General features: G+C 63.2%; 20 protein-coding genes. 8 read left to right on the top strand and 12 right to left on the bottom strand.

What is annotated here, in order from left to right; translation table 11 throughout:
• Positions 1 to 7: 7 nt before the first annotated feature.
• Both SGRAN_RS03060 and SGRAN_RS03065 read right to left on the bottom strand, forming a co-directional pair.
• Positions 8 to 1,684 (bottom strand): SulP family inorganic anion transporter, encoded by a 1,677-nt coding sequence (locus SGRAN_RS03060; RefSeq protein ID WP_037446394.1) that lies wholly within the window; start codon positions 1,682 to 1,684, stop codon positions 8 to 10.
• A complete protein-coding gene (locus tag SGRAN_RS03065; RefSeq protein WP_030091389.1) occupies positions 1,681 to 1,995 on the bottom strand; it encodes a helix-turn-helix domain-containing protein in 315 nt (104 codons plus the stop codon). Before SGRAN_RS03065 ends, SGRAN_RS03060 begins: the two co-directional genes overlap by 4 nt.
• A gap of 408 nt (positions 1,996 to 2,403) precedes the next feature.
• Here SGRAN_RS03065 and SGRAN_RS03070 point away from each other — a divergent pair, with 408 nt between their 5' ends.
• The 4 genes from SGRAN_RS03070 to SGRAN_RS23110 all read left to right on the top strand — a co-directional run bounded on the left by SGRAN_RS03070 (position 2,404) and on the right by SGRAN_RS23110 (position 5,875).
• On the top strand, positions 2,404 to 3,981 hold the full coding sequence (locus tag SGRAN_RS03070; protein ID WP_030091390.1) for a phosphoenolpyruvate carboxykinase: 1,578 nt from the start codon (positions 2,404 to 2,406) through the stop codon (positions 3,979 to 3,981).
• Positions 3,982 to 4,027: 46 nt separating this feature from the next.
• Positions 4,028 to 4,465 (top strand): DUF983 domain-containing protein, encoded by a 438-nt coding sequence (locus tag SGRAN_RS03075; RefSeq protein ID WP_051743820.1) that lies wholly within the window; start codon positions 4,028 to 4,030, stop codon positions 4,463 to 4,465.
• 103 nt (positions 4,466 to 4,568) lie between these two features.
• Complete coding sequence (gene zapE / locus SGRAN_RS03080) at positions 4,569 to 5,744, top strand: cell division protein ZapE (RefSeq protein ID WP_067180514.1); 1,176 nt, start codon at positions 4,569 to 4,571, stop codon at positions 5,742 to 5,744.
• Positions 5,741 to 5,875 (top strand): hypothetical protein, encoded by a 135-nt coding sequence (locus SGRAN_RS23110; protein ID WP_255210268.1) that lies wholly within the window; start codon positions 5,741 to 5,743, stop codon positions 5,873 to 5,875. Before zapE ends, SGRAN_RS23110 begins: the two co-directional genes overlap by 4 nt.
• A 102-nt stretch (positions 5,876 to 5,977) precedes the next feature.
• Here the strand turns inward: SGRAN_RS23110 and SGRAN_RS03085 are convergent, their stop codons facing one another.
• From SGRAN_RS03085 to SGRAN_RS03105, 6 genes are all read right to left on the bottom strand, one after another.
• Positions 5,978 to 6,394 (bottom strand): ferritin-like domain-containing protein, encoded by a 417-nt coding sequence (locus SGRAN_RS03085; protein WP_030091393.1) that lies wholly within the window; start codon positions 6,392 to 6,394, stop codon positions 5,978 to 5,980.
• 85 nt (positions 6,395 to 6,479) lie between these two features.
• Positions 6,480 to 6,959: a Dps family protein gene (locus tag SGRAN_RS03090; protein WP_021246237.1), complete on the bottom strand. Its 480-nt coding sequence runs from the start codon at positions 6,957 to 6,959 to the stop codon at positions 6,480 to 6,482.
• Positions 6,960 to 6,981: 22 nt separating this feature from the next.
• Entirely contained in the window at positions 6,982 to 7,770 is a 789-nt protein-coding gene (locus SGRAN_RS03095) for a TlpA disulfide reductase family protein (RefSeq protein WP_030091394.1), read from the bottom strand.
• Between the two features lie 12 nt (positions 7,771 to 7,782).
• On the bottom strand, positions 7,783 to 7,893 hold the full coding sequence (gene cydX, locus SGRAN_RS21475) for a cytochrome bd-I oxidase subunit CydX (RefSeq protein WP_030091395.1): 111 nt from the start codon (positions 7,891 to 7,893) through the stop codon (positions 7,783 to 7,785).
• 14 nt (positions 7,894 to 7,907) lie between these two features.
• Positions 7,908 to 9,056 (bottom strand): cytochrome d ubiquinol oxidase subunit II, encoded by a 1,149-nt coding sequence (gene cydB / locus SGRAN_RS03100; RefSeq protein ID WP_030091396.1) that lies wholly within the window; start codon positions 9,054 to 9,056, stop codon positions 7,908 to 7,910.
• Positions 9,057 to 9,068: 12 nt separating this feature from the next.
• Positions 9,069 to 10,655: a cytochrome ubiquinol oxidase subunit I gene (locus SGRAN_RS03105; RefSeq protein WP_030091397.1), complete on the bottom strand. Its 1,587-nt coding sequence runs from the start codon at positions 10,653 to 10,655 to the stop codon at positions 9,069 to 9,071.
• Between the two features lie 90 nt (positions 10,656 to 10,745).
• Between SGRAN_RS03105 and cydD the strand changes: the two genes are divergently transcribed.
• From cydD to SGRAN_RS03120, 3 genes are all read left to right on the top strand, one after another.
• Positions 10,746 to 12,329, top strand: coding sequence for a thiol reductant ABC exporter subunit CydD (gene cydD / locus SGRAN_RS03110; RefSeq protein WP_030091398.1), 1,584 nt, complete (start codon positions 10,746 to 10,748; stop codon positions 12,327 to 12,329).
• Complete coding sequence (locus tag SGRAN_RS03115; RefSeq protein ID WP_030091399.1) at positions 12,326 to 13,942, top strand: amino acid ABC transporter ATP-binding/permease protein; 1,617 nt, start codon at positions 12,326 to 12,328, stop codon at positions 13,940 to 13,942. Before cydD ends, SGRAN_RS03115 begins: the two co-directional genes overlap by 4 nt.
• Positions 13,943 to 14,089: 147 nt before the next feature.
• On the top strand, positions 14,090 to 15,352 hold the full coding sequence (locus tag SGRAN_RS03120) for an MgtC/SapB family protein (protein WP_210766563.1): 1,263 nt from the start codon (positions 14,090 to 14,092) through the stop codon (positions 15,350 to 15,352).
• A gap of 162 nt (positions 15,353 to 15,514) precedes the next feature.
• On the opposite strand, the gene SGRAN_RS03125 is transcribed toward SGRAN_RS03120, so the two are convergent.
• Together SGRAN_RS03125 and SGRAN_RS03130 are read right to left on the bottom strand one after the other, a co-directional pair.
• A complete protein-coding gene (locus SGRAN_RS03125) occupies positions 15,515 to 15,757 on the bottom strand; it encodes a YdcH family protein (protein WP_030091400.1) in 243 nt (80 codons plus the stop codon).
• Between the two features lie 91 nt (positions 15,758 to 15,848).
• On the bottom strand, positions 15,849 to 17,450 hold the full coding sequence (locus tag SGRAN_RS03130) for an MBL fold metallo-hydrolase (protein WP_030091401.1): 1,602 nt from the start codon (positions 17,448 to 17,450) through the stop codon (positions 15,849 to 15,851).
• 216 nt (positions 17,451 to 17,666) lie between these two features.
• Here SGRAN_RS03130 and SGRAN_RS22770 point away from each other — a divergent pair, with 216 nt between their 5' ends.
• On the top strand, positions 17,667 to 17,894 hold the full coding sequence (locus tag SGRAN_RS22770) for a hypothetical protein (RefSeq protein WP_030091402.1): 228 nt from the start codon (positions 17,667 to 17,669) through the stop codon (positions 17,892 to 17,894).
• On the opposite strand, the gene SGRAN_RS03140 is transcribed toward SGRAN_RS22770, so the two are convergent.
• Both SGRAN_RS03140 and SGRAN_RS03145 read right to left on the bottom strand, forming a co-directional pair.
• Positions 17,872 to 18,246 (bottom strand): ArsR/SmtB family transcription factor, encoded by a 375-nt coding sequence (locus SGRAN_RS03140; protein ID WP_030091403.1) that lies wholly within the window; start codon positions 18,244 to 18,246, stop codon positions 17,872 to 17,874. The genes SGRAN_RS22770 and SGRAN_RS03140 overlap by 23 nt on opposite strands.
• Positions 18,243 to 18,908: a peroxiredoxin gene (locus SGRAN_RS03145; RefSeq protein WP_030091404.1), complete on the bottom strand. Its 666-nt coding sequence runs from the start codon at positions 18,906 to 18,908 to the stop codon at positions 18,243 to 18,245. The genes SGRAN_RS03140 and SGRAN_RS03145 overlap by 4 nt, the downstream gene beginning before the upstream one ends.
• Between the last annotated feature and the right edge of the window lie 106 nt (positions 18,909 to 19,014).

Consider the following 19,014-nt stretch of genomic DNA (forward strand, 5'->3'; position numbering starts at 1 on the left):
GCGCCGATCAGTGCGGCTGAGTTTTGGGCGCTTCGAGCAAGCTGACCGCGAGCGACTGGGCGCTGGCGAAGTCCGCGGCATAGAAAAGCTTGTCCGAACCAGCTTCCAGGTGAACGCGCGCAAGCATCGACTTCGGTTGCGGCTGCACGCCGGACAACACGACCGTTGCGCCGGCGACGCGCGCTTGTTCGATGAACTGTTCGAGCGCCTGGACGCCGCTTGCATCGAGCAGGGGAACGAGCCGCATGCGCAGGATGATGACTTTGGGCGACTGACCGACGCGGCGCAGCGTATCGAGCAGTTCGCCTGCTACGCCGAAGAAGAACGGGCCGGTGATCCGGAACACCTCGACACCCTCCGGCAACGCGTCGCGCTGGTGAACGTCTTCGGAATCGAGATCGATGTCCTGCCGGCCGCTGCTGTCGACCTCGACAGCCTCGCTCATGCGGGCCATGAAGAGGAGCGAGGCCAGAGTTACGCCGACGCCGATTGCGACGGTGAGATCCACCAGTACCGTCAGGCCGAATGTCAGTAGCAGCACGGCCCGGTCGCTGTTGGGCATGTGCAGCAAGGCAATGAACCGCTCATATTCACTCATGCCCCAGGCGACCATGAACAGGATCGCGGCAAGCGCGGCCATGGGTACGAATGCCATCAGGTCCGTGGCGAACAGGATGAACAGAAGAAGGAACACGGCATGCATGATTCCGGCAACCGGGGTTCTGGCCCCGGAGCGGATATTGGTGGCGGTACGCGCAATCGCGCCCGTCGCGGGTAGCCCACCGAACAGGGCGGATCCGATATTGGCGACGCCCTGGCCGATCAATTCCTGGTTGGAGCGATGCCGCGTTCCGGCCATGCCATCGGCGACGACGGCCGACAGCAGGGCTTCGATGCCGGCGAGAAATGCAATGGTGAATGCCGAAGGCATCACCGCATTGATCTTGGCGAAGGTGAATTCCGGCAGGGACGGCATCGGCAGGCCGGAAGGAATGTCCGGGAAGCGGGAGCCGATAGTGTCGACCGGGAGCTTGAGCAGAGCGACGGCGAGGGAACTTACCACGACCGCGATCAGGAACCCGGGCAGTCTGGGCGCGAGTTTGCGCAGCACGATGATGGTCGCAAGTGCTCCGACCCCGACGCCTAGAGTTGCCCAACTGGTGCTCGGCAGAGCGGCGAGATAGGACTGCCATTTGGGCAGGAACTCAGCCGGGACCTCGGTCATCGAGAGCCCGAGGAAGTCCTTCACCTGACTCGAGGCAATGATAACGGCGATCCCCGCGGTGAATCCGGTGACGACCGGATGGGGGATGAATTTGATCATCTGCCCGAGGCGAAACGCACCGGCGGCAATGAGGATGATGCCTGCCAGGAGCGTCGCGATCAGCAGCCCATCATAGCCGTGCTGGGCGATAACATTGAAAATGACGACGACAAAGGCGCCCGTGGGTCCGCCGACCTGGACCCGCGATCCGCCGAGCGCGGAAATCAGGAACCCCGCCACCACGGCCGTGACAAGCCCCTTGTCGGGAGAAGCGCCGCTGGCGATGCCCAGGGCCATGGCAAGAGGCAGCGCGACGATCGCGACCGTCAGGCCCGCTATGGCGTCGGCGCGGAAGGTCTGAGCGGTGTACCCTTCGCGCAAGGTCGTGATGAGCTTGGGCGTATAGGCTTTCGCGCTCACCTGACCGGTTCCTCCGCCTTGTCATAGAGAAGCGACTGCCCCTGGCCGCCGGACTTTCCCGCGGTCGTTTCGCGCAGACGCACACCGCGGCCCACGCCCGTGCTGGGCGCATTCTCGCCCAGCAGTTCGATGCCTGCGCCTTCCAGCGCGGTGATCACCTTGACCAGCGTGTCGACCACACCGCGCACTTGGCCATCGGATGATTCCATGCGCTGGATGGTCGGCAGGGAGAGGCCGGCCAGCGCGGCGAGCTGGCGTTGATCAAGTCCGAGGAGGGCGCGCGCGGCGCGCATTTGCTGCGACGTGATCATGTTGGCTCCATGATGTTTAATACATCAAATATCACTCTTAACAAATTAGGAGGGAGTTGTATATGTGCATTGTACCGGATAATCGATCACACGCGCTTTGTCGGGGTGAGGTATTTCCGCGTCTGAGAAAGCCGATGGTCTTGAGGGCTGCGACCTTCGAGCCTCCAGATCGGAGATGAGCAAATGATCGTGGAGAAAAAGCACCGCCGCAAAGGTGCAGGTCGACAGGCGCCGCCATCGGATGCCCCGGCGGCGGCGAGTCCGGTGTCGCAACCCGATCGTCTTCGGCGCCCGAAGCTCAGGCTGAAACTTCCCGTCGGAACAGGTTCGGGCGACGCCCGATCCGCCTGCTTCCTTCCAACCCGATCCGAAAGGCCACACAGCAAAATCACGCAGATCCCCGCAGCTTTGGACATCACGGTCAAATCCGGTGGGACGCTTCACGAAAATCTCGATACGCCCGAACTCGTCGAGATCGCCTTGCGGCGCGGTGAAGGCCGCCTGTCCGAGCATGGCGCCTTCGTGGTTGAAACCGGAAAACATACCGGCCGTTCGGCCCAGGACAAATTCATCGTCCGTGATGAGGTCACCAGGGATGATGTCTGGTGGGGGGCTTCCAACAAGCCGATGTCGGAAGAAGCCTTCGCCAATCTGCGCGAGGATTTCCTCAAGCATCTTGCCGCACTCGACGACGTCTTCGTCCAGGATCTGTTCGGCGGCTCGCAGCCGGAATTCCGTGTCGGAGTCCGGGTCGTCACGGAACTGGCCTGGCACTCGCATTTCGTGCGCACCATGCTGGTTAGGCCGACGGCGGATGAACTCACGCATTTCACGGCGGATTACACCATCATCGACTTGCCCGGCTTCCGCGCCGATCCCGAACGCCATGGCTGCCGGTCGGAAACCATCATCGCGATCGATTTCACCCACCGGCTGATCCTGATCGGCGGCACCGGCTATGCCGGCGAGATGAAGAAGGCGGTGTTCTCGGTGCTGAACTATGTGCTGCCGCAAAAGGGCGTCATGCCGATGCATTGTTCGGCGAACATCGGTCCCGATGGCGACACCGCGATCTTCTTCGGCCTCTCGGGCACCGGCAAGACCACTTTGTCCGCTGATGTTTCGCGCACGCTGATCGGCGACGACGAGCATGGCTGGTCGGACAGCGCCGTCTTCAATTTCGAAGGCGGCTGCTACGCCAAGATGATCCGTCTCTCGGCCGAGGCGGAGCCTGAAATCCATGCGACCACCCGCCGCTTCGGTACGATCCTCGAGAATGTCGTCATGGATCCGGAAACCCGCGCACTCGACCTCGACGACGCCTCGCTCGCCGAGAACAGCAGGGGCGCCTATCCGATCCACTTCATCCCCAATGCCTCCGCCGAGAACATGGGGCCGGTGCCGAAGAACATCATCATGCTGACGGCCGATGCCTTCGGCGTGCTCCCGCCCATCGCGAAGCTAACGCCCGAACAGGCGATGTATCATTTCCTGTCCGGCTACACAGCCAAGGTCGCGGGCACCGAACTCGGTGTCACCGAACCCGAAGCGACGTTCTCGACCTGCTTTGGCGCGCCGTTCATGCCGCGGCATCCCAGCGTCTACGGCAATCTGCTTCGCAAGCGTATCGCCGCGGGGAATGTCGATTGCTGGCTGGTCAACACCGGCTGGACCGGCGGCCAATATGGAACGGGATCGCGGATGCCGATCAAGGTGACGCGCGCACTGCTCAATGCTGCGCTTTCCGGGACTCTCGAAGGCGCACAGTTCCGCACCGATCCCAACTTCGGCTTCGTGGTCCCCGTTGCTGTAGAGGGTGTGGATTCGAGTATTCTCGACCCGCGTTCCACCTGGGCTGATGGGGCCGCCTATGACGGCACGGCGCGTTCCCTGGTCGACCGCTTCAAGCGCAACTTCACGCAGTTTGTCGCTCATGTCGACGAAAGCATCCGCGCGGCGGCCCCTCCCGGATGGTTCGATGCCTGACCTCATCCGGTTCCCCTTTGACAAGTTTCACGAAAAGCCAGAATCCATGCCCGCTCATGAACAGGGATCGGTAACCGGCAAGCTTGTCTTGCCGGTCACAGGTTGGGCCGCGATCCTGCGCGGGTTGCGCGGGCGATGCCCCCGGTGCGGCGAGGCGCGCCTGTTCATGCGGTTCCTGAAACCGATCCCTCATTGCCCGCAATGCGGCCAGGACTGGACGCATCAGCAAGCTGATGATTTCCCGGCCTATGTCTCGATCTTCGTGACGGGGCATCTGATGGCGCCGCTCATTATCGCCGTGACCAGTCGCGCGGAAATGTCCGTGCCGATGTTGATGGCGATCCTGCTTCCGTTGGCGTTGCTCCTGATGGTCGGGCTGCTTCAGCCCGCCAAGGGAGCCATCATTGCCTTGCAGTGGTGGTTCGGCATGCATGGGTTTCGCAGGGAACGCCCGGGAGCAATTCCGGACGACGCCGATACATGATCTTCAGCTTCGGCCGTGGCCAGTCTCGAGATTGACCAGGGTATGAGGCTGTCGGGCCGATGCGCGACTTCTCAAATTCAACTTTTTGCCGGAGAACTTTGTCTTGCCTCAGAGCAAAGTCCTGACGCGTTACGTGAACGCCATTTCAACGGGTCAGCTGCGCCCTGACGACGCCCAGCGGCAGGTCGCTCTGCGTTTCGGCAAGGCGGTTGCGGAATTGGAAGCACAGGCGCGCCGTCAGGGCCTCCTGTCGCGTTTCGTCAGGCGCAAACCCGATCCCGTGCGGGGAGTCTATCTCTGGGGAGGGGTCGGCCGCGGCAAATCGATGCTGATGGATCTCTTCTTCGACTGCGTCGAGATCGCCGGGAAACGGCGCGTCCACTTCCACGAGTTCATGCAGGAGGTGCATGACCAGCTACGCTCCGAACGCGCCAAGGAGACCGGCGATCCGATATTGCCGGTCGCCGATGCCATCGCGGCCGAAGCGCGGCTGATCGCCTTCGACGAAATGATCGTAACCAATTCGGCTGACGCGATGATCCTGTCGAGGCTGTTTACCCGGATCATCGGACATGGCGTTACCGTGGTCGCTACATCCAACCGGCCGCCTCAGGACCTCTACAAGAACGGCCTCAACCGCGAACATTTTCTGCCATTCATCGCGCTCCTCAAGGATCGGCTCGATGTGCTCACCCTGGATGGGCCGACTGACTATCGCATGCAGCGCCTTGGAGGGTTCCAGACCTGGCACGTGCCCAATGGCGATGCGGCGACGGAAGCCCTGAGCCGGGCGTTCTTCCGGTTGACCGATTTTCCGGTCGAGGACCGGGAGCATGTTCCCTCCGAAACACTGGCAATCAAGGGCGGACGAGAACTGTTCGTGCCCAAGTCGCTGAAAGGCGTGGCCGTCTTCTCATTCAAGCGGCTATGCGGCGAACCGCGCGGCATTCCCGATTATCTTGCATTGGCCTACCGCTATCACACCGTGATCCTGGTCGGGATCCCCGTTCTCGACGCAAACCGGAAATCGGAAGCGGCGCGATTCAAGACACTGATCGACGCCTTCTATGAAAATGGCGTCAAGCTGCTGGCTTCCGCCGATCGCGAACCCGACGCGCTGTATTGCGCGGCAGACGACGCCTTCGAGTTCGAGCGGACGATCTCGCGCCTCAACGAAATGGGATCGCAGGACTATCTCGCCCGCGGTCATGGAGTGAGCGACGAGGTCGCGCTCGCCGAGGTTCAGCGTCCATCGAGAACACAAAGGCTTATGGAATGATTCCGAAACCGGATCTCAAGCCGGCAGTCCGAAACAGCGATGTCTATCTGAACAGACGTGATGTGTGCCTCGCCGAGGCGAAGGAAATGTACGAGAAAGCGCAGCTGTTCGAGGAACGCCAAAGGCGCTGACGCCGACAGGTCATGCCTCGCGCCCTCTGTCGATGCCATCCACCGTCGATTACGGATCCCAAAAGCAGCCTGTGCCTGAGTGATCGCGATTGAGGGAGGCCGTCACGAACGGCGATCGCGTTCCCGCTCCAGGCATTGCCTGAAAGCTGGAAGGTGGCGCTCGCGCGAGGCGGCCTGCAGGTTTTCCATCACCTGGCGCGCCGCGGGGTCGTCGACCATCGGGATCAGCCGGTCGTAAAGCGCGATATTCTCGATCTCGCCCTGGACCGCGCTTTCGCAAGCCTGCGCGAGAGAAGCTGGTGCCGCCACTTTCCCCGTCCATGGATCGGGCGGTACGTCGATGCCCAGCCGGGCAAGCTGGCGCTCAAGTGCGGCGGCATGGCGCTGTTCGGCCTCTATGATGTTGGAAAAGGGCCGGACAGGGCCGAACTTTTCGATCACGGCGGCATAGGTCGCCTCCGCCTTCCGCTCGTCTTCGAGCGCATCGAGGAGGATGTTTGCCAGCTTTGACGTAGCCAAGGTCTCGTCCTTTCAATGGCGGCAGTTCGCTAACGGCCCCGGCCTCGCAGAGATTGCGCGGCCGGGGCCAGTCGTTGAGCGTGTCTTACTCTTCGAGCAGGGCGCGCAGCATCCATGCGGCCTGCTCATGCACGCCGATCCGTTGGGTGAGCAGGTCCGCGGTCGGCTCGTCGCTCGCCTTCTCGACCAGAGGGAACAGCGTGCGCGCCGTGCGGGCGGCCGCTTCATGCCCCTTGGCGAGGATGTCGACCATGTCGAGCGCCTTCGGCGGCACTTCCGGCGCGTCGGGCAGGGAACTGAGTTTGGCGAACTGCGCGTAGGAACCGGGTGCGGGCTGTCCGAGCGAGCGGATGCGTTCGGCGATCGGGTCGATCGCGTTCCACAACTCGGTATATTGCGTCATGAACATGGCATGGAGGCTGTTGAACATCGGCCCGGTCACGTTCCAGTGAAAGTTGTGCGAGGTCAGATAGAGAGTGTAGGTGTCCGCCAGGAGGCGGCTCAGGCCTTCGCAAATCGCAACCCGATCTTCCTCGCCGATTCCAATATTCACTTGTCTGGTCATGGTCTTCTCCTTGATCGAAACTCTACTTCAGATCGCGTAGTCCCGCGAGCAGGGCGGCCCGCGAGATTTCACCGACATGGAGCGCACGGATCACGCCTTTGCTGTCGACGAACAGCGTCGCGGGAAGCCCGGCCGAGCCGGTCGCGGCAGCTATGCGCAGGTCGCGGTCGAGATGGACGTGCGCCGCTTCAAGGCGCTTGCTGTCCAGCCACGCACGTACGTTGTCTGCATCCTCGCCCTGATTGACAAGCAGGATCGGCACGGCCGAGTGTGCCGCTTCTACGACCATCATCGGCATTTCACGCTGGCACGGCGGGCACCAGGTTGCCCAGAGATTGACGACGAACGGCTTGCCCCGGCGATCGTCGAGCAGGCTCGTTCCGCTGTCCAGCGACTGGAGAACGATTCCTTGCGGTAGAGGTCGCTGCGCCGAGGCAAGGGCCGCTGCCGTGGCGCCGGATGTGACCGCGACGCAGCCCGCGAAGACGAGTGTCAAAGGTGCTAGGGCGCGAGATCGCCGTAGTGACACGCCCAGCACGATTGCGGCAGTCACCAGACCGGGGAGCGGCGAGAAACCTCCTTGCCAGACATAGAGGATGGTTGCGGGTTCGATGGCGAAGGCATGCCAGTTCTGCGCCACAAAACCCGCGCGAGCTGCAACGAGGCCAGCGAGCAATGCCCGCCACGCGGCCGTATCGCAATCCACGCCGCGACGGCGGCCTATCCAGTTCGCCGCCGCCAGGAAGGCGATGATCCCGAGAATCGCGAACAGCCGTTCCAACGCGAGCGCGAGAGGGCCGATGGCAATCATGATCCGTCGCGGTCAGGCCGCAATGTCCTCATCGGGATCGGCGTGGAATTCATGCCACATGCCGTTGAGGATACCGAACCCGACGGCGAGGCCCACGCCCAGAATCCAACTGAAATACCACATGGAAAGTCGTCCTTTCAGTAATAGTCGGGGTTGGTGTCGACATCGCGCAGCGTGATGCGGCCGAACAGGACCTTGTAGACCCAGGCGGTGTAGAGCAGGATGATCGGCAGGAAGATCACCGTCACGGCCAGCATGATGAACAAAGTCACATGGCTGGACGAGGCGTTCCAGACCGTCAGGCTCGAGGCCGGGTCGATCGAACTGGGCAGGATGAACGGGAACATCGAGAGGCCCACGGTCGCGATGATGCCGATCGCGCCGATCGATGAGCCGCCAAAGGCCAGAACCTCGCGGCCCTTGCGGATGCCGATCCACGCCAGCAGCGGCCCCGCGAAGCCGAGGATCGGGGCGATCAGCATCCAGGGATGGGCGCCATAATTGTTGAGCCAGGCCCCCGGCGCCGCGACCGTTCCCGACAGCAGCGGATTGGACGGGCCGAGCGGATCGGCCGCATGGGTCAGGCGGAAGCCCATGCCCATTTTCGCGACCATGACCCCGCCCAGCGCGAACAGCAGGATCGACGCGACCGCCGCGACCTTGCCGAAGGCGCGCGCGCGGTCATGCACGACGCCGCGTTCGATCTTGATCGCAAGCCAGCTCGCGCCGTGCAGCACGATCATGGCGACCGAGAGCAGCCCGGCGACCAGCGAGAACGGATGGAACAGGCCGAGCAGGCTGCCCTCGTAGAAGGAGCGCAGATCGCTATCGAGCCGGAAGGGGATGCCGGTCAGGACATTGCCGACCGCGACGCCGAACACCAGCGCAGGCACGAACCCGCCGACGAACAGCGCCCAATCCCAGCGCGAGCGCCATGTGGCATCGGGCTTCTTCGAGCGGTATTTGAAGCCCACGGGCCGCAGGATGAGCGCGGCGAGGACGAGGAACATGGCCAGATAGAAGCCCGAGAAGCTGACCGCATAGACGAACGGCCAGGCCGCGAAGATCGCGCCGCCGCCGAGGATGAACCAGACCTGGTTGCCTTCCCAGGTCGCGCCGATCGAGTTGATGACGAGACGCCGTTCGGCGTCGGTCTTCGCGACGAAGGGCAGCAGCGCGGCGGTGCCGAGGTCGAAGCCGTCGGTGAGAGTGAAGCCGATCAGGAGGACGCCCATCAGCAGCCACCAGATCAGCCGGAGCGTTTCATAGTCGATGGGAGGTGCCATGACCTGTTCTCCTTATTCGGCAGGGATGGGCGCGTAGCCGCTGTGGGTTTCGGGGGATGGCGCCGGAGGCCGATGCTGGTCCGGTCCCTTGCGGATTGCCGCCAGCATCAGCCGCACTTCGATGACGGCGAGCGCGCCATAGATCACCGTGAACCCGATGATCGTCGTCCAGAGCTGCGCGACGGTCAGGCTCGAGGCGGCAAGGAACGTCGGCAGAACGCCATCGATCGCCCAGGGCTGGCGGCCGATCTCGGCCAGGATCCAGCCAAATTCGATGGCGATCCACGGCAGCGGGATGACCCAGACCGCCGCGCGCAGGAAGGTGCGGCAGAAGCGGCTGTCGCAGTTCAGCTTGCGGATCGAAGCCATCCAGAAGGCGGCGCCGAAGAAGGCGATGAAGAAGAAGCCGAGGCCGGCCATCACCCGGAACACCCAGAACATCACCGGGACATTGGGCACGGTCGACCATGCGGCCTTTTCGATGTCCTGGGGCGTGGCTTGCCGCGGATCGGCGACGAAGCGTTTCAGCAGCAGGGCATAGCCAAGATCGGCCTTGGCTTCCTCGAATGCCTCGCGCGCGACCATGTCCTTCTGGTCCACCTTCAGCTTTTCCACCGCATCATAGGCCTTGATGCCGTTCTCGATGCGGTCCTGCGCCCTGGCGACCAGTTCGAAGATGCCGGAGACTTCGCCCGTCAGGCTGCGCGTGGAGATGAGACCGAGCACATAGGGGATCTTGACCTCGAAATAGGTCTCGCGGTCGGCGACGCTGGGAAAGCCGACAACGGCAATGCCCGCGGGCGCGGGCTCAGTGTGCCACATGGCCTCGAGCGCGGCGAGCTTCATCTTCTGGTTATCGGTCAGCGCGTAGCCGCTTTCGTCGCCGAGCACGACGACCGACAGCGACGAGGCAAGGCCGAAGGCGGCGGCGACCGTGAAGCTGCGCCGCGCGACCGCGACCCACTTGCCCTTGAGCAGATACCAGGCCGAGACGCCCAGCACGAAAACGGAGGCGCAGACATAGCCCGCGCTCACCGTATGGACGAACTTCGCCTGCGCGACCGGATTGAACAGCACCGCCATGAAGTCGGAGACTTCCATCCGCATCGTTTCGGGATTGAAGCGCGATCCCACCGGATTCTGCATCCAGCCATTGGCGACGAGGATCCACAGCGCCGATAGGTTCGAGCCGAGAGCCACCATGAAGGTGGTGAGCAGATGCCCGACCCTGGACAGCTTGTCCCATCCGAAGAACATGAGGCCCACGAACGTCGCTTCGAGGAAGAAGGCCATCAGCCCTTCGATGGCGAGCGGCGCGCCGAAGATGTCGCCGACATAATGCGAATAGTAGGACCAGTTGGTGCCGAACTGGAATTCCATGGTAATGCCGGTAGCGACGCCCAGCACGAAGTTGATACCGAACAGCTTGCCCCAGAAGCGCGTGACGGTGCGCCAGATCTCACGGCCCGTCATCACATAGATGCTCTCCATGATGACGAGGATGAAGGAGAGGCCGAGCGTCAGGGGGACGAACAGGAAATGGTAGAGAGCCGTCAGGGCGAATTGGAGGCGTGAAAGCTCGATCACAGCCATGTCCATGGCAAGACTCCTTGCGTTCCGGCCCGGCTTCCATGGGTGTCCTGAGTCGGTTGAAAAGATTATGATTATTCGTTACTCGTAATTGAGTATATGAGCAACCCGTTAGATAGACAGGCTGCGGCCCTTTTCTGGATCGGCGACAGCGGCGCGGCGATCCTCATGGCGGCGGCGCTGGCCGGAGCCGTGGCATCAATGGAGCAAGGGGCGGGGCAGGGCCATCTTGCGCTTGCCGCGGGCGGACTGATAGCCGCCGCCCTGCTTCGCGCCGGGATGCAGATCGGTGCGACCAACGCCGGCGAAGCGGCTGCTATGCGCGTCAAGACGAACTGGCGCCAGCGGGTGTATCCAGGCATTCTCGTCGCCGCGCCGGGGGATCGCCGGATGCTGGGCGAGGCGGTCGCCGATGCCGTCGACCGGATCGAGGACCTGGGCGGCTTCCATGCCCGCTTCCTGCCGCTGCGCCGCGCCGCGGTCCTGTCCCCGCTCATAATCGCGATTGCTGCCGTATTTGGGAGCTGGGTCGCCGGCGTGATCATGCTCGCGACGCTGATTCCCTTTGCCATGGGCATGGCGCTCGCAGGAACGGCGGCCGCGCGGGCCGCCGCGCGCCAGCTCGATGCGCTGAGTCGCCTGTCGGGCCTGTTCGTCGACCGGGTGCGCGCGCTCCCGGTGATCGTCGCCTTCGCCGCGCAGGACCGTATCGGCCGCCACCTTGCCGACGCTACCCGCGAGGTCGCCGCGCGCACGATCGATGTGCTCAAGGTCGCCTTCGTGTCGAGCGCGATCATCGAGTTCTTCGCGGCGCTGTCGGTGGCGCTGGTCGCGCTCTATTGCGGCTTCAACCTGCTCGGCATCCTGCCCTTTCCGGCTCCCGAAAAGCTGACCCTGGGCCAAGCCCTGTTTGTTCTTGTCCTCGCGCCGGAATTCTATCTTCCCATGCGCCGCCTTGCCGCCGCCTATCACGACAAGCAGGTCGGGGAGGCTGCGGTGGAACGCCTTGAAGCGCTCGCGCCCGCTTCTCCGCCCGCGCCGAAACCCGCGATCGAAGGGCCGCCAGCGCTGCGCTTTGACGGCGTGGTGATCGACTATGGCGAGACGGCCATCGGTCCCTTCACGCTGGATATCCCGGCGGGCACCAGCCTTGCCCTGCGCGGAAGCACCGGGGTCGGCAAATCGAGCCTGCTCCATGCGCTGCTGGGGCTGGCCCCCATTGGTGGGGGACGGATTCTGGTTGACGGCCGGGATGCGGCCGAGGTTGCGCTTCCCGGCCATGTCGGCTGGGCGGGCCAGACGGTTGCGTTCGTCCCGGGCACGCTGGCCGACAATATCCGTCTTGCGCGTCCCGATGCCGACGATGCGGCAGTCGAAGCCGTGGCCCATCTGGCAGGCCTTGGGCCGATGATCGAAGCGCGCGGACAGGGATTGGCCTTGCCGCTCGATCATCGCGGGTCGGGCCTGTCCGGTGGGGAACGCCGGCGCGTCGGCATCGCGCGCGTGTTGCTCAAGGACGCGCCGCTCTGGCTGCTCGACGAACCGACCGCGGATCTCGACGCGGGATCGGCGGCCGACATCGCCGGGATACTGGCGTCCGCCGCAAAGGGCCGCACGGTCCTGATAGTGACGCACAGCGCCGAGCTGGCCGCGATCGCCACCAAAGAAATGGTGCTTTCATGAGCCGCGCGGATATGGACCTGCTGCTCGCTGAAGCTATCGGCCCCGAACGCCGCGCCTTCCGAATCGCGGGCTTGCTTGCCTCCGCTGCGACAATCGCCGCGGTCCTGCTGCTGGGCCTGTCTGGATGGTTCATCACCGGCGCGGCACTGGCCGGGCTGGGCGGCGTGTTGGCCGCGCAGGGTTTCAACTACCTGGTGCCGAGCGCGATGATCAGGCTGCTCGCGATCGTAAGGACGACGGCGCGTTACGGCGAACGGCTCTATGGCCACCGCGCGGCCTTGATGGCGCTCGCCGCGGTTCGCGCGCGCCTGTTCGACCGCATCCTGTCGGTGCGCGACGTGCGGGCCGTATCGGCGGGCGATGCCGTGACGCGGCTCGTGCAGGACATCGGCGCGCTGGAGGACAATCTGGTCCGTAAGCCGGCATTGCCCGCCGCGTTCGCCGGCGCTGCCATCGGCCTTGCCCTTGCGTGGCTGGCCAGCCCCTGGACGAGCCTTGCCTTGCTGGCGTTGCTTGCCGGTCTTGTCCTCTGGGCGCATCTGGCGACCCCCCGCCTGCTGGCGAGCGCCGCGACCGATATGGCGGAGGCGCTGGCGCGGCTCAAGGCGAGCATGGTGGACTATGCCGCCGCTTCGCCCGAAATCCTTGCCTACGATCTCGCTCCGGCGATCGGGCGAAGCCTCGCGGTCGAGACGGCCGAGTTGGACAGCGCGCGACCTCGGTTCGCGCGCGGCGAAGCGATCATCGATGCGGGCCTCGTGTTGGGTGGGGGCATCGCCATGGGCGCGATGCTGATCTTCTCCCATGCCTCCCTGCCGGTGACGGTCCTTGCCGTGCTGGCGGCGGCGGGCGCGATCGAAGCGCTTTCCGGCTATGTGCGCGGGGTGTCGCGCGGCGCGCTGGTCGCGGCCGCCCTCTCGCGATTGGAGGGCATGGCGGGTCAACCGTCTGCGCCTGTCCGAAAGGCGACGGCATCCATGGCGCCCGCGCGGACCATTGCCTTTGACCGGGACGGCATGAATATCCGGATCATGGCGGGCGAGCGCTTGGGGATTTCAGGCAAATCCGGCAGCGGCAAGACCAGCCTTCTGGAAACGCTCGCTGGTATTCGGCCCGCTGGCGAGCATTGCGGCATTGCTCTTGATGACCAGCTTCTTGCTTCCCTGCCGTCCGAGGACGTGCGAGCGGCATTCGCGCTCTCGCCCCAGGATGCCCAGCTCCTGTCGGGAACCATCCGCGACAATTTGCGTGTGGCGCGCCCCGGCCTCAGCGACGAACGGCTTTGGGCGGCGCTGGAAGTCGCCTGCCTCGCTGTCGATATTCGCGCGATGCCGCATGGGCTTGACCAATGGGTCGGCGACGGCGGAGCGCGGTTGTCGGGCGGCCAGCGCAAGCGGTTGTCGATCGCCCGCGCCTTGCTTGCCGGCAGGCCGTGGCTGCTGCTCGACGAGCCGAGCGAGGGGTTGGACATGGCGACGGAGGCGCGGCTTGCGGGCCACCTCGACGCGTGGCTTCGCGAGACAGGGACCGGAGTCGTGGTGGTGAGTCATCGACCGATTTTCTTGAGTCTCGTCGGCAAGGGTCGAACAATCAACTTGAAGGATCGCCGCTAATATAGGGATATCTGTAGCTGGCCTGGGGGCGGATCGATTTGGCGCGCGTAATCAAATCCATTCAATCCACGTCGCGCATAAGGAGGAGCCTATCTGCCGCGTTCATACTACCGTTCCCGATCGATTACCTTGCCGTGGAGTGATCATTTGATATCGCTTGATATGGAACTGCTTCGTTCGCTTGCTGCGGCGCTCGCGGTAGGCGTGCTGATCGGTATCGAGCGAGGCTGGCGGCAGCGCGAGGCAGCGGATGGCAGCCGGGTCAGCGGTTTGCGCACCTTTGGCCTGCTCGGTCTTGCCGGCGGCCTTGCCAGCCATATGCCCGAAAGCCTTGCGGCGGTAATCGGGCTGGCGGTCACTGCCAGCCTGGTTCTTGGATATCGCAGCGAACAAGCCCGCACGGCCAGCCTGTCCATCACCAATACGTTGGTCGGCATTATCACCTTCGCCTTGGGATATATGGCCGGGCAGGGCCTGGTGAGCGAGACGCTGGCCGTCGCGGCGGTAACCACCTTGATCCTGACGCTCAGGCAGCAATCCCACGCCATGCTCAAAGGGATGAGCCACAAGGAGGTCGAATCGATCGCCACGTTCGCGATCGTCGCGTTGGTCATCCTGCCGCTGCTGCCGGATGCGAGCTACGGCCCCTTTGAGGCCTGGAACCCGCGGCAAATCTGGATGGTCGTCGTCGTCGTGCTCGGACTCTCCTTCGCCGGCTATGTCGCCAGTCGTCGGCTCGGCGCGGACAAGGGGGTCATGATAACCGCTTTGTTCGGGGCATTGGTATCGTCCACGGCGGTCACTGTTGCCTATGCCCGGCGTTTGCGCGCCAATGATGGTCCGCAAGGCCCCTTGATTGCTGGTATTGCGCTCGCCTCGCTCGTGATGTTCGCGCGCGTCCAGATACTCTCTTTTACCCTCATCCCCTACGCCAGCACATCGCTCGCGCTTGCAATGGTTCCGGCTTTCGTCGTCGGCGGTCTGACAACCCTTCTGGCGCTACGCTCCAAGGTGGATGGTGATGGCGCCAGCGAGGTGAAGCTGGGCAATCCGCTGGATTTCGGGCCGGCGCTTCTGCTGGCGGGCGCGGTTGCGTTGATTGCTGTCCCGGCACGTTGGGCGCTCGCGCGGTTCGGCGATCAGGGCATTGTCGTTGTGCTTGGCCTTACGGGCATGTGGGATGTGGACGCAGCCGTACTCACGCTCGCGGGGCTGCCTGAGGATATGCTGAAACCCGACACGGCCGGACTGGTGCTTGCGGTGCCCGTGCTCGCCAACACGATGTGGAAGGCTGTACTCACGCTGGTACTGGCAGGGCCATCAAAGCAAGGCTGGAAGGCGTCCGGCCCACTCTTCGCATCAGTTCTGGCATCTGCTGCCGGTATCGCCGCGCTCATGGTGTTTCGCTAGGAGCGATGAGCGGGCAGCTCGTGACTGGTTCGAAGCTGGTTCAGGTCCATTCCTGAGCGGGGATGCGCGCTTTCGTTGCTGGCCGTGAATTTGTGGCGACGCAGAGCCATGGCCGGCTATTGTCGTAAGGGCCGAACGCGCGGCATCCGGCCCTTGGGCAGATCAGGCGGCCTGCGACAGGGCTTCGGCGATCTGATCCTTGATCGCGAGGCGGCGCTTGCGAAGTTCGGTCTCGTGATCTTGCGAGGTCGGTTCGATATTGGTTTCAGCCACGTGGATTTCGTCATTCACGACATCATAATCGAGAAGAAGCTGCGCGAAGCGAGAGTCCGAAGCCTTCAAGGCGTGAATCTTGTCCATCTGACCGGGGAATTCCTCGCTCAGGGTGTGGGGGGTATTCGACATAATTACTCCTTTGATGAAACTATGATATATAGCGAATTCGCGGGTGGCCGCACCCGTTTATGTCTGGGGCTGGTCACTTTGTTTTCGCCGATCAGCTCGATCGGCTCTTACGATGCTCGCGATAGGCCTGATAGGAATGCAGAATCTCGGCCATGCGGGCGAGTGCCTCGCGCCGGCCCGACGCGCTCTCGATATTCTGCAGTTCTTTTTTCAGATGGGTCGAAAAATCCGCATAGTCATTCTGCCAATCGCGGCCGACAGCCTCCTGTAGTTCCGGCTTTCCGGTCTTCAGGCGCTTGGACGGGGCGCGTGACGGCAGTGAATAGGTTTCCCCGATCTTCGGCGTGACAATCGATGCCGCGGCATCGTCCGCCTGCATCAGGCGGCGGAACGTCTCGATCGAGCCCTCTTCGCCGTGTCCCAGGAACAGGCTGCCATCGATCGGCTTCCGCGCCCTTATCCAGCGCTGCAGATCCTTCTGGTCGGCATGCGCCGAATAAGTGTCGATCCGCCGGATCTGCGCGCGCACCGCGACGTCCTGCCCCCAGATGCGCACGCGGTTCGCGCCATCGAGGATTGTCCGGCCAAGGGTGCCTGCGGCCTGGAAACCGACGAACAGGATCGTCGATTCACGGCGGCCGAGATTGTACCGCAGATGGTGACGGATGCGTCCCGCTTCGCACATGCCGGATGCCGCCATGATGATGGCTCCGGACATGTCGTTGAGCCGCATCGATTCCATCGTGCTGGCAGTGTAGTGGAACGAGGGGTGACGGAAGATTTCACCCGAGCCCATGTCTTCGAGTTCCCCGGCATGTTTGGCGAACACCTCTGTCGCGCGGGTCGCAAGTGGCGAATCGATGAACACCTGCGGATGCGCCAGGCGTCCGGTGTTGATCAGGGTCGCGATATCGAGGAGCAATTCCTGGGTGCGTTCGAGCGCGAAAACGGGAATGACGAGGTTGCCGCCGCGCGTAAGCGCTGCATTGATCTCGGCTTCCAGCAAAGTCCGGCGCTGCTCGATCGTCACGTCCTCGCGGACGCGGTCGCCATAGGTGCTCTCGCAGAACACATGATCGAGTCCTGCCGGACCCTCGGGATCGGCATGAAAGGCCTTGTGGTCTGGACCCAGGTCGCCGGAGAAGAGCAAGTGCACGCCACCGACCTCGATCTCCACGGATGTGGAACCCAGGATATGGCCCGCATTCCACAAGCGCGCCCGAAAACCGGCGGCAGGTGCGAACCAGTCGTGCAGCGCTACTGTCTCGACCTGTTCATAGGCCGCTTTGGAATCCGCTTCGGTATAGATCGGTTCGATCGGCTCCTCGTCCCGGCGATCCTGCCGTCGATTGCGGCGCTCCGCATCGCCCTCCTGAATTCGTCCGGCGTCGGGCAGCATGTAATACAGAAGGTCGCGGGTTTGCGGTGTCGCGAAGATCGGCCCGCGATACCCTTCCGCCGTGAGCCTGGGCAGCAGGCCGCTATGGTCGATATGCGCGTGCGTCAGGACAACGGCGTCGATCTTGCGCACGTCGAACGCGAAGGGGTCGCGATTGAGTGTTTCCAGCGTCCGGGATCCCTGGAACAAGCCGCAATCTATGAGGATCGTCTTTCCGCCATGGCGTAGTTCCATGCAGGAACCAGTGACTGTGCCGGCAGCGCCGTGGAAGGTTATGGTGGGTACGCTACTCATCGGTCCTCTCATTCTCTCGCCGGCGGTCCAATAGGCTGGTTATGCGCGGGTCGCAGGCCAATCATCTGTAAACTCGCCGATCTTCGTCTGTCCTTACGTATGGTTCCGAATTTGATCGGTGAAGCCCGGATCGATAGTGGCGCTGAGATTGATTCCATGGAGTTCTTGCAAGGACGTGGGCGACGTCCGCGAACTGGTTGAGCTCAAGCAGGGAAAATGGAGGACGATGCCGCCCTCGAAGGCCAGACCTCGCTTCTTGACCGCGAAATTGCTCCCATGAGCCGGGCGCTGGAGCGGATCAGGCGAGGCGCTTACGGCGAATGCTTGCAGTTATGGTATTCCACAAGCCTCGAAATGCTCTCTAACGTTGCAGCGATGATGTTCAGAACTTTCTTGGAAGACATCGTCCAGGACAATATCGTCACAAAATCTTGGCGAAGGTAGCGACCGATCCCTGGGGAAAAGGTCGCTTTGTTTTCGCGGCAGTGTCTCCTCTATTTATCGGAGTTCCCGCTAGAGCGCATAGCAATTTCGCTGTTCCCTCCATATTGGCCGATACGATGCTATAGAAAACGAGTTTCGCATCGCGGCGCGTCTGAACCAGTTCCGCCTTGCGCAAAATTGCGAGTTGTTGGGACAGGCCCGGTTGACCGATGCCGGTGAGGGCTTCGAGTTCGCCTACAGACTTCTCGCCATGTTCGAGGAGCGTCCGCAGGAGCTTCAGGCGGACGTCATGGGCGATCGCCTTGAGGACGCTGGCAGCCTCTTCAAGCTGCGTATCGGTGAAAGTCATCACTTGCCTGTCTTCCCATGCTTGTCGGGCTGCGTGCGGTGGAACCAGCAGCCATCGCCCGCCGCATCGAGCGCACCGTGCTGGTCCTGATAGGGCGGAAGAAGCACGTCATCGCCGGGATGCCAGCCTTCGGGGGTCACTATGTTGTCGTTGTCGACCCGTTGCAGCGCGGTCAGGACTCGAAGCAGCTCCTCCACCGATCGCCCGATGGTGGCTGGATAGCAGAGCTTGGCGCGGACAATGCCTTCGGGGTCGATGAAGAAGGTCGAGCGCAGCGTGGCCGCGTCGGGGGCGTTGTCCGCGAGCATTCCATAGGCGCGGCCGATCACCATCGAGGGATCTTCGACGATCGGGAAAGCGATGGTCACGCCGAAATGCTCGCGGATCGCCCTGATCCATCCGAGATGGGAATAGAGGCTGTCGACCGACACCGCGACCAGGTCGCAGCCGAGCGCCTTGAACCGATCGCTGGCGCGCGAGAGGGCGACGAATTCACTGGTGCAAACCGGCGTAAAATCGGCGGGATGAGAGAACAGCAGTACCCAGCGGCCGCGATGGCCGGACAGGGTCATGTCGCCCATCGTCGTGCGGGCGCGGAAATCAGGCGCGGGATCGCCGATCTGGATAGGGGAGCACACGGCATTGTCGTCTGCGTTCGAGTTCAACTTTCTCACTCCTGCAGAGAGGCAAGTCTTGAACCCTCTCCCTTACACGGTTACATCATGCGGGTAAACGATTAAGCGGTATTGGCGTTCCACAGGAGAGAAGCGC

The sequence above is a fragment of the Sphingopyxis granuli genome (genome assembly GCF_001559015.1).
GTDB classification, from domain to species: Bacteria; Pseudomonadota; Alphaproteobacteria; order Sphingomonadales; family Sphingomonadaceae; genus Sphingopyxis; species Sphingopyxis granuli.

Excerpts from the sequence above, each read along its gene's own strand:
- SGRAN_RS03065 (WP_030091389.1), bottom strand. The coding sequence starts at position 1,995 with ATGATCACGTCGCAGCAAATGCGCGCCGCGCGCGCCCTCCTCGGACTT.
- SGRAN_RS03075 (WP_051743820.1), top strand. The coding sequence starts at position 4,028 with ATGCCCGCTCATGAACAGGGATCGGTAACCGGCAAGCTTGTCTTGCCG.
- cydD (WP_030091398.1), top strand. The coding sequence starts at position 10,746 with ATGAGCAACCCGTTAGATAGACAGGCTGCGGCCCTTTTCTGGATCGGC.
- SGRAN_RS22770 (WP_030091402.1), top strand. The coding sequence starts at position 17,667 with ATGGAGGACGATGCCGCCCTCGAAGGCCAGACCTCGCTTCTTGACCGC.
- SGRAN_RS03130 (WP_030091401.1), bottom strand. The coding sequence starts at position 17,450 with ATGAGTAGCGTACCCACCATAACCTTCCACGGCGCTGCCGGCACAGTC.
- SGRAN_RS03115 (WP_030091399.1), top strand. The coding sequence starts at position 12,326 with ATGAGCCGCGCGGATATGGACCTGCTGCTCGCTGAAGCTATCGGCCCC.
- cydX (WP_030091395.1), bottom strand. The coding sequence starts at position 7,893 with ATGTGGTATTTCAGTTGGATTCTGGGCGTGGGCCTCGCCGTCGGGTTC.
- SGRAN_RS23110 (WP_255210268.1), top strand. The coding sequence starts at position 5,741 with ATGATTCCGAAACCGGATCTCAAGCCGGCAGTCCGAAACAGCGATGTC.
- cydB (WP_030091396.1), bottom strand. The coding sequence starts at position 9,056 with ATGGCACCTCCCATCGACTATGAAACGCTCCGGCTGATCTGGTGGCTG.
- SGRAN_RS03105 (WP_030091397.1), bottom strand. The coding sequence starts at position 10,655 with ATGGACATGGCTGTGATCGAGCTTTCACGCCTCCAATTCGCCCTGACG.
- SGRAN_RS03095 (WP_030091394.1), bottom strand. The coding sequence starts at position 7,770 with ATGATTGCCATCGGCCCTCTCGCGCTCGCGTTGGAACGGCTGTTCGCG.
- SGRAN_RS03090 (WP_021246237.1), bottom strand. The coding sequence starts at position 6,959 with ATGACCAGACAAGTGAATATTGGAATCGGCGAGGAAGATCGGGTTGCG.
- SGRAN_RS03125 (WP_030091400.1), bottom strand. The coding sequence starts at position 15,757 with ATGTCGAATACCCCCCACACCCTGAGCGAGGAATTCCCCGGTCAGATG.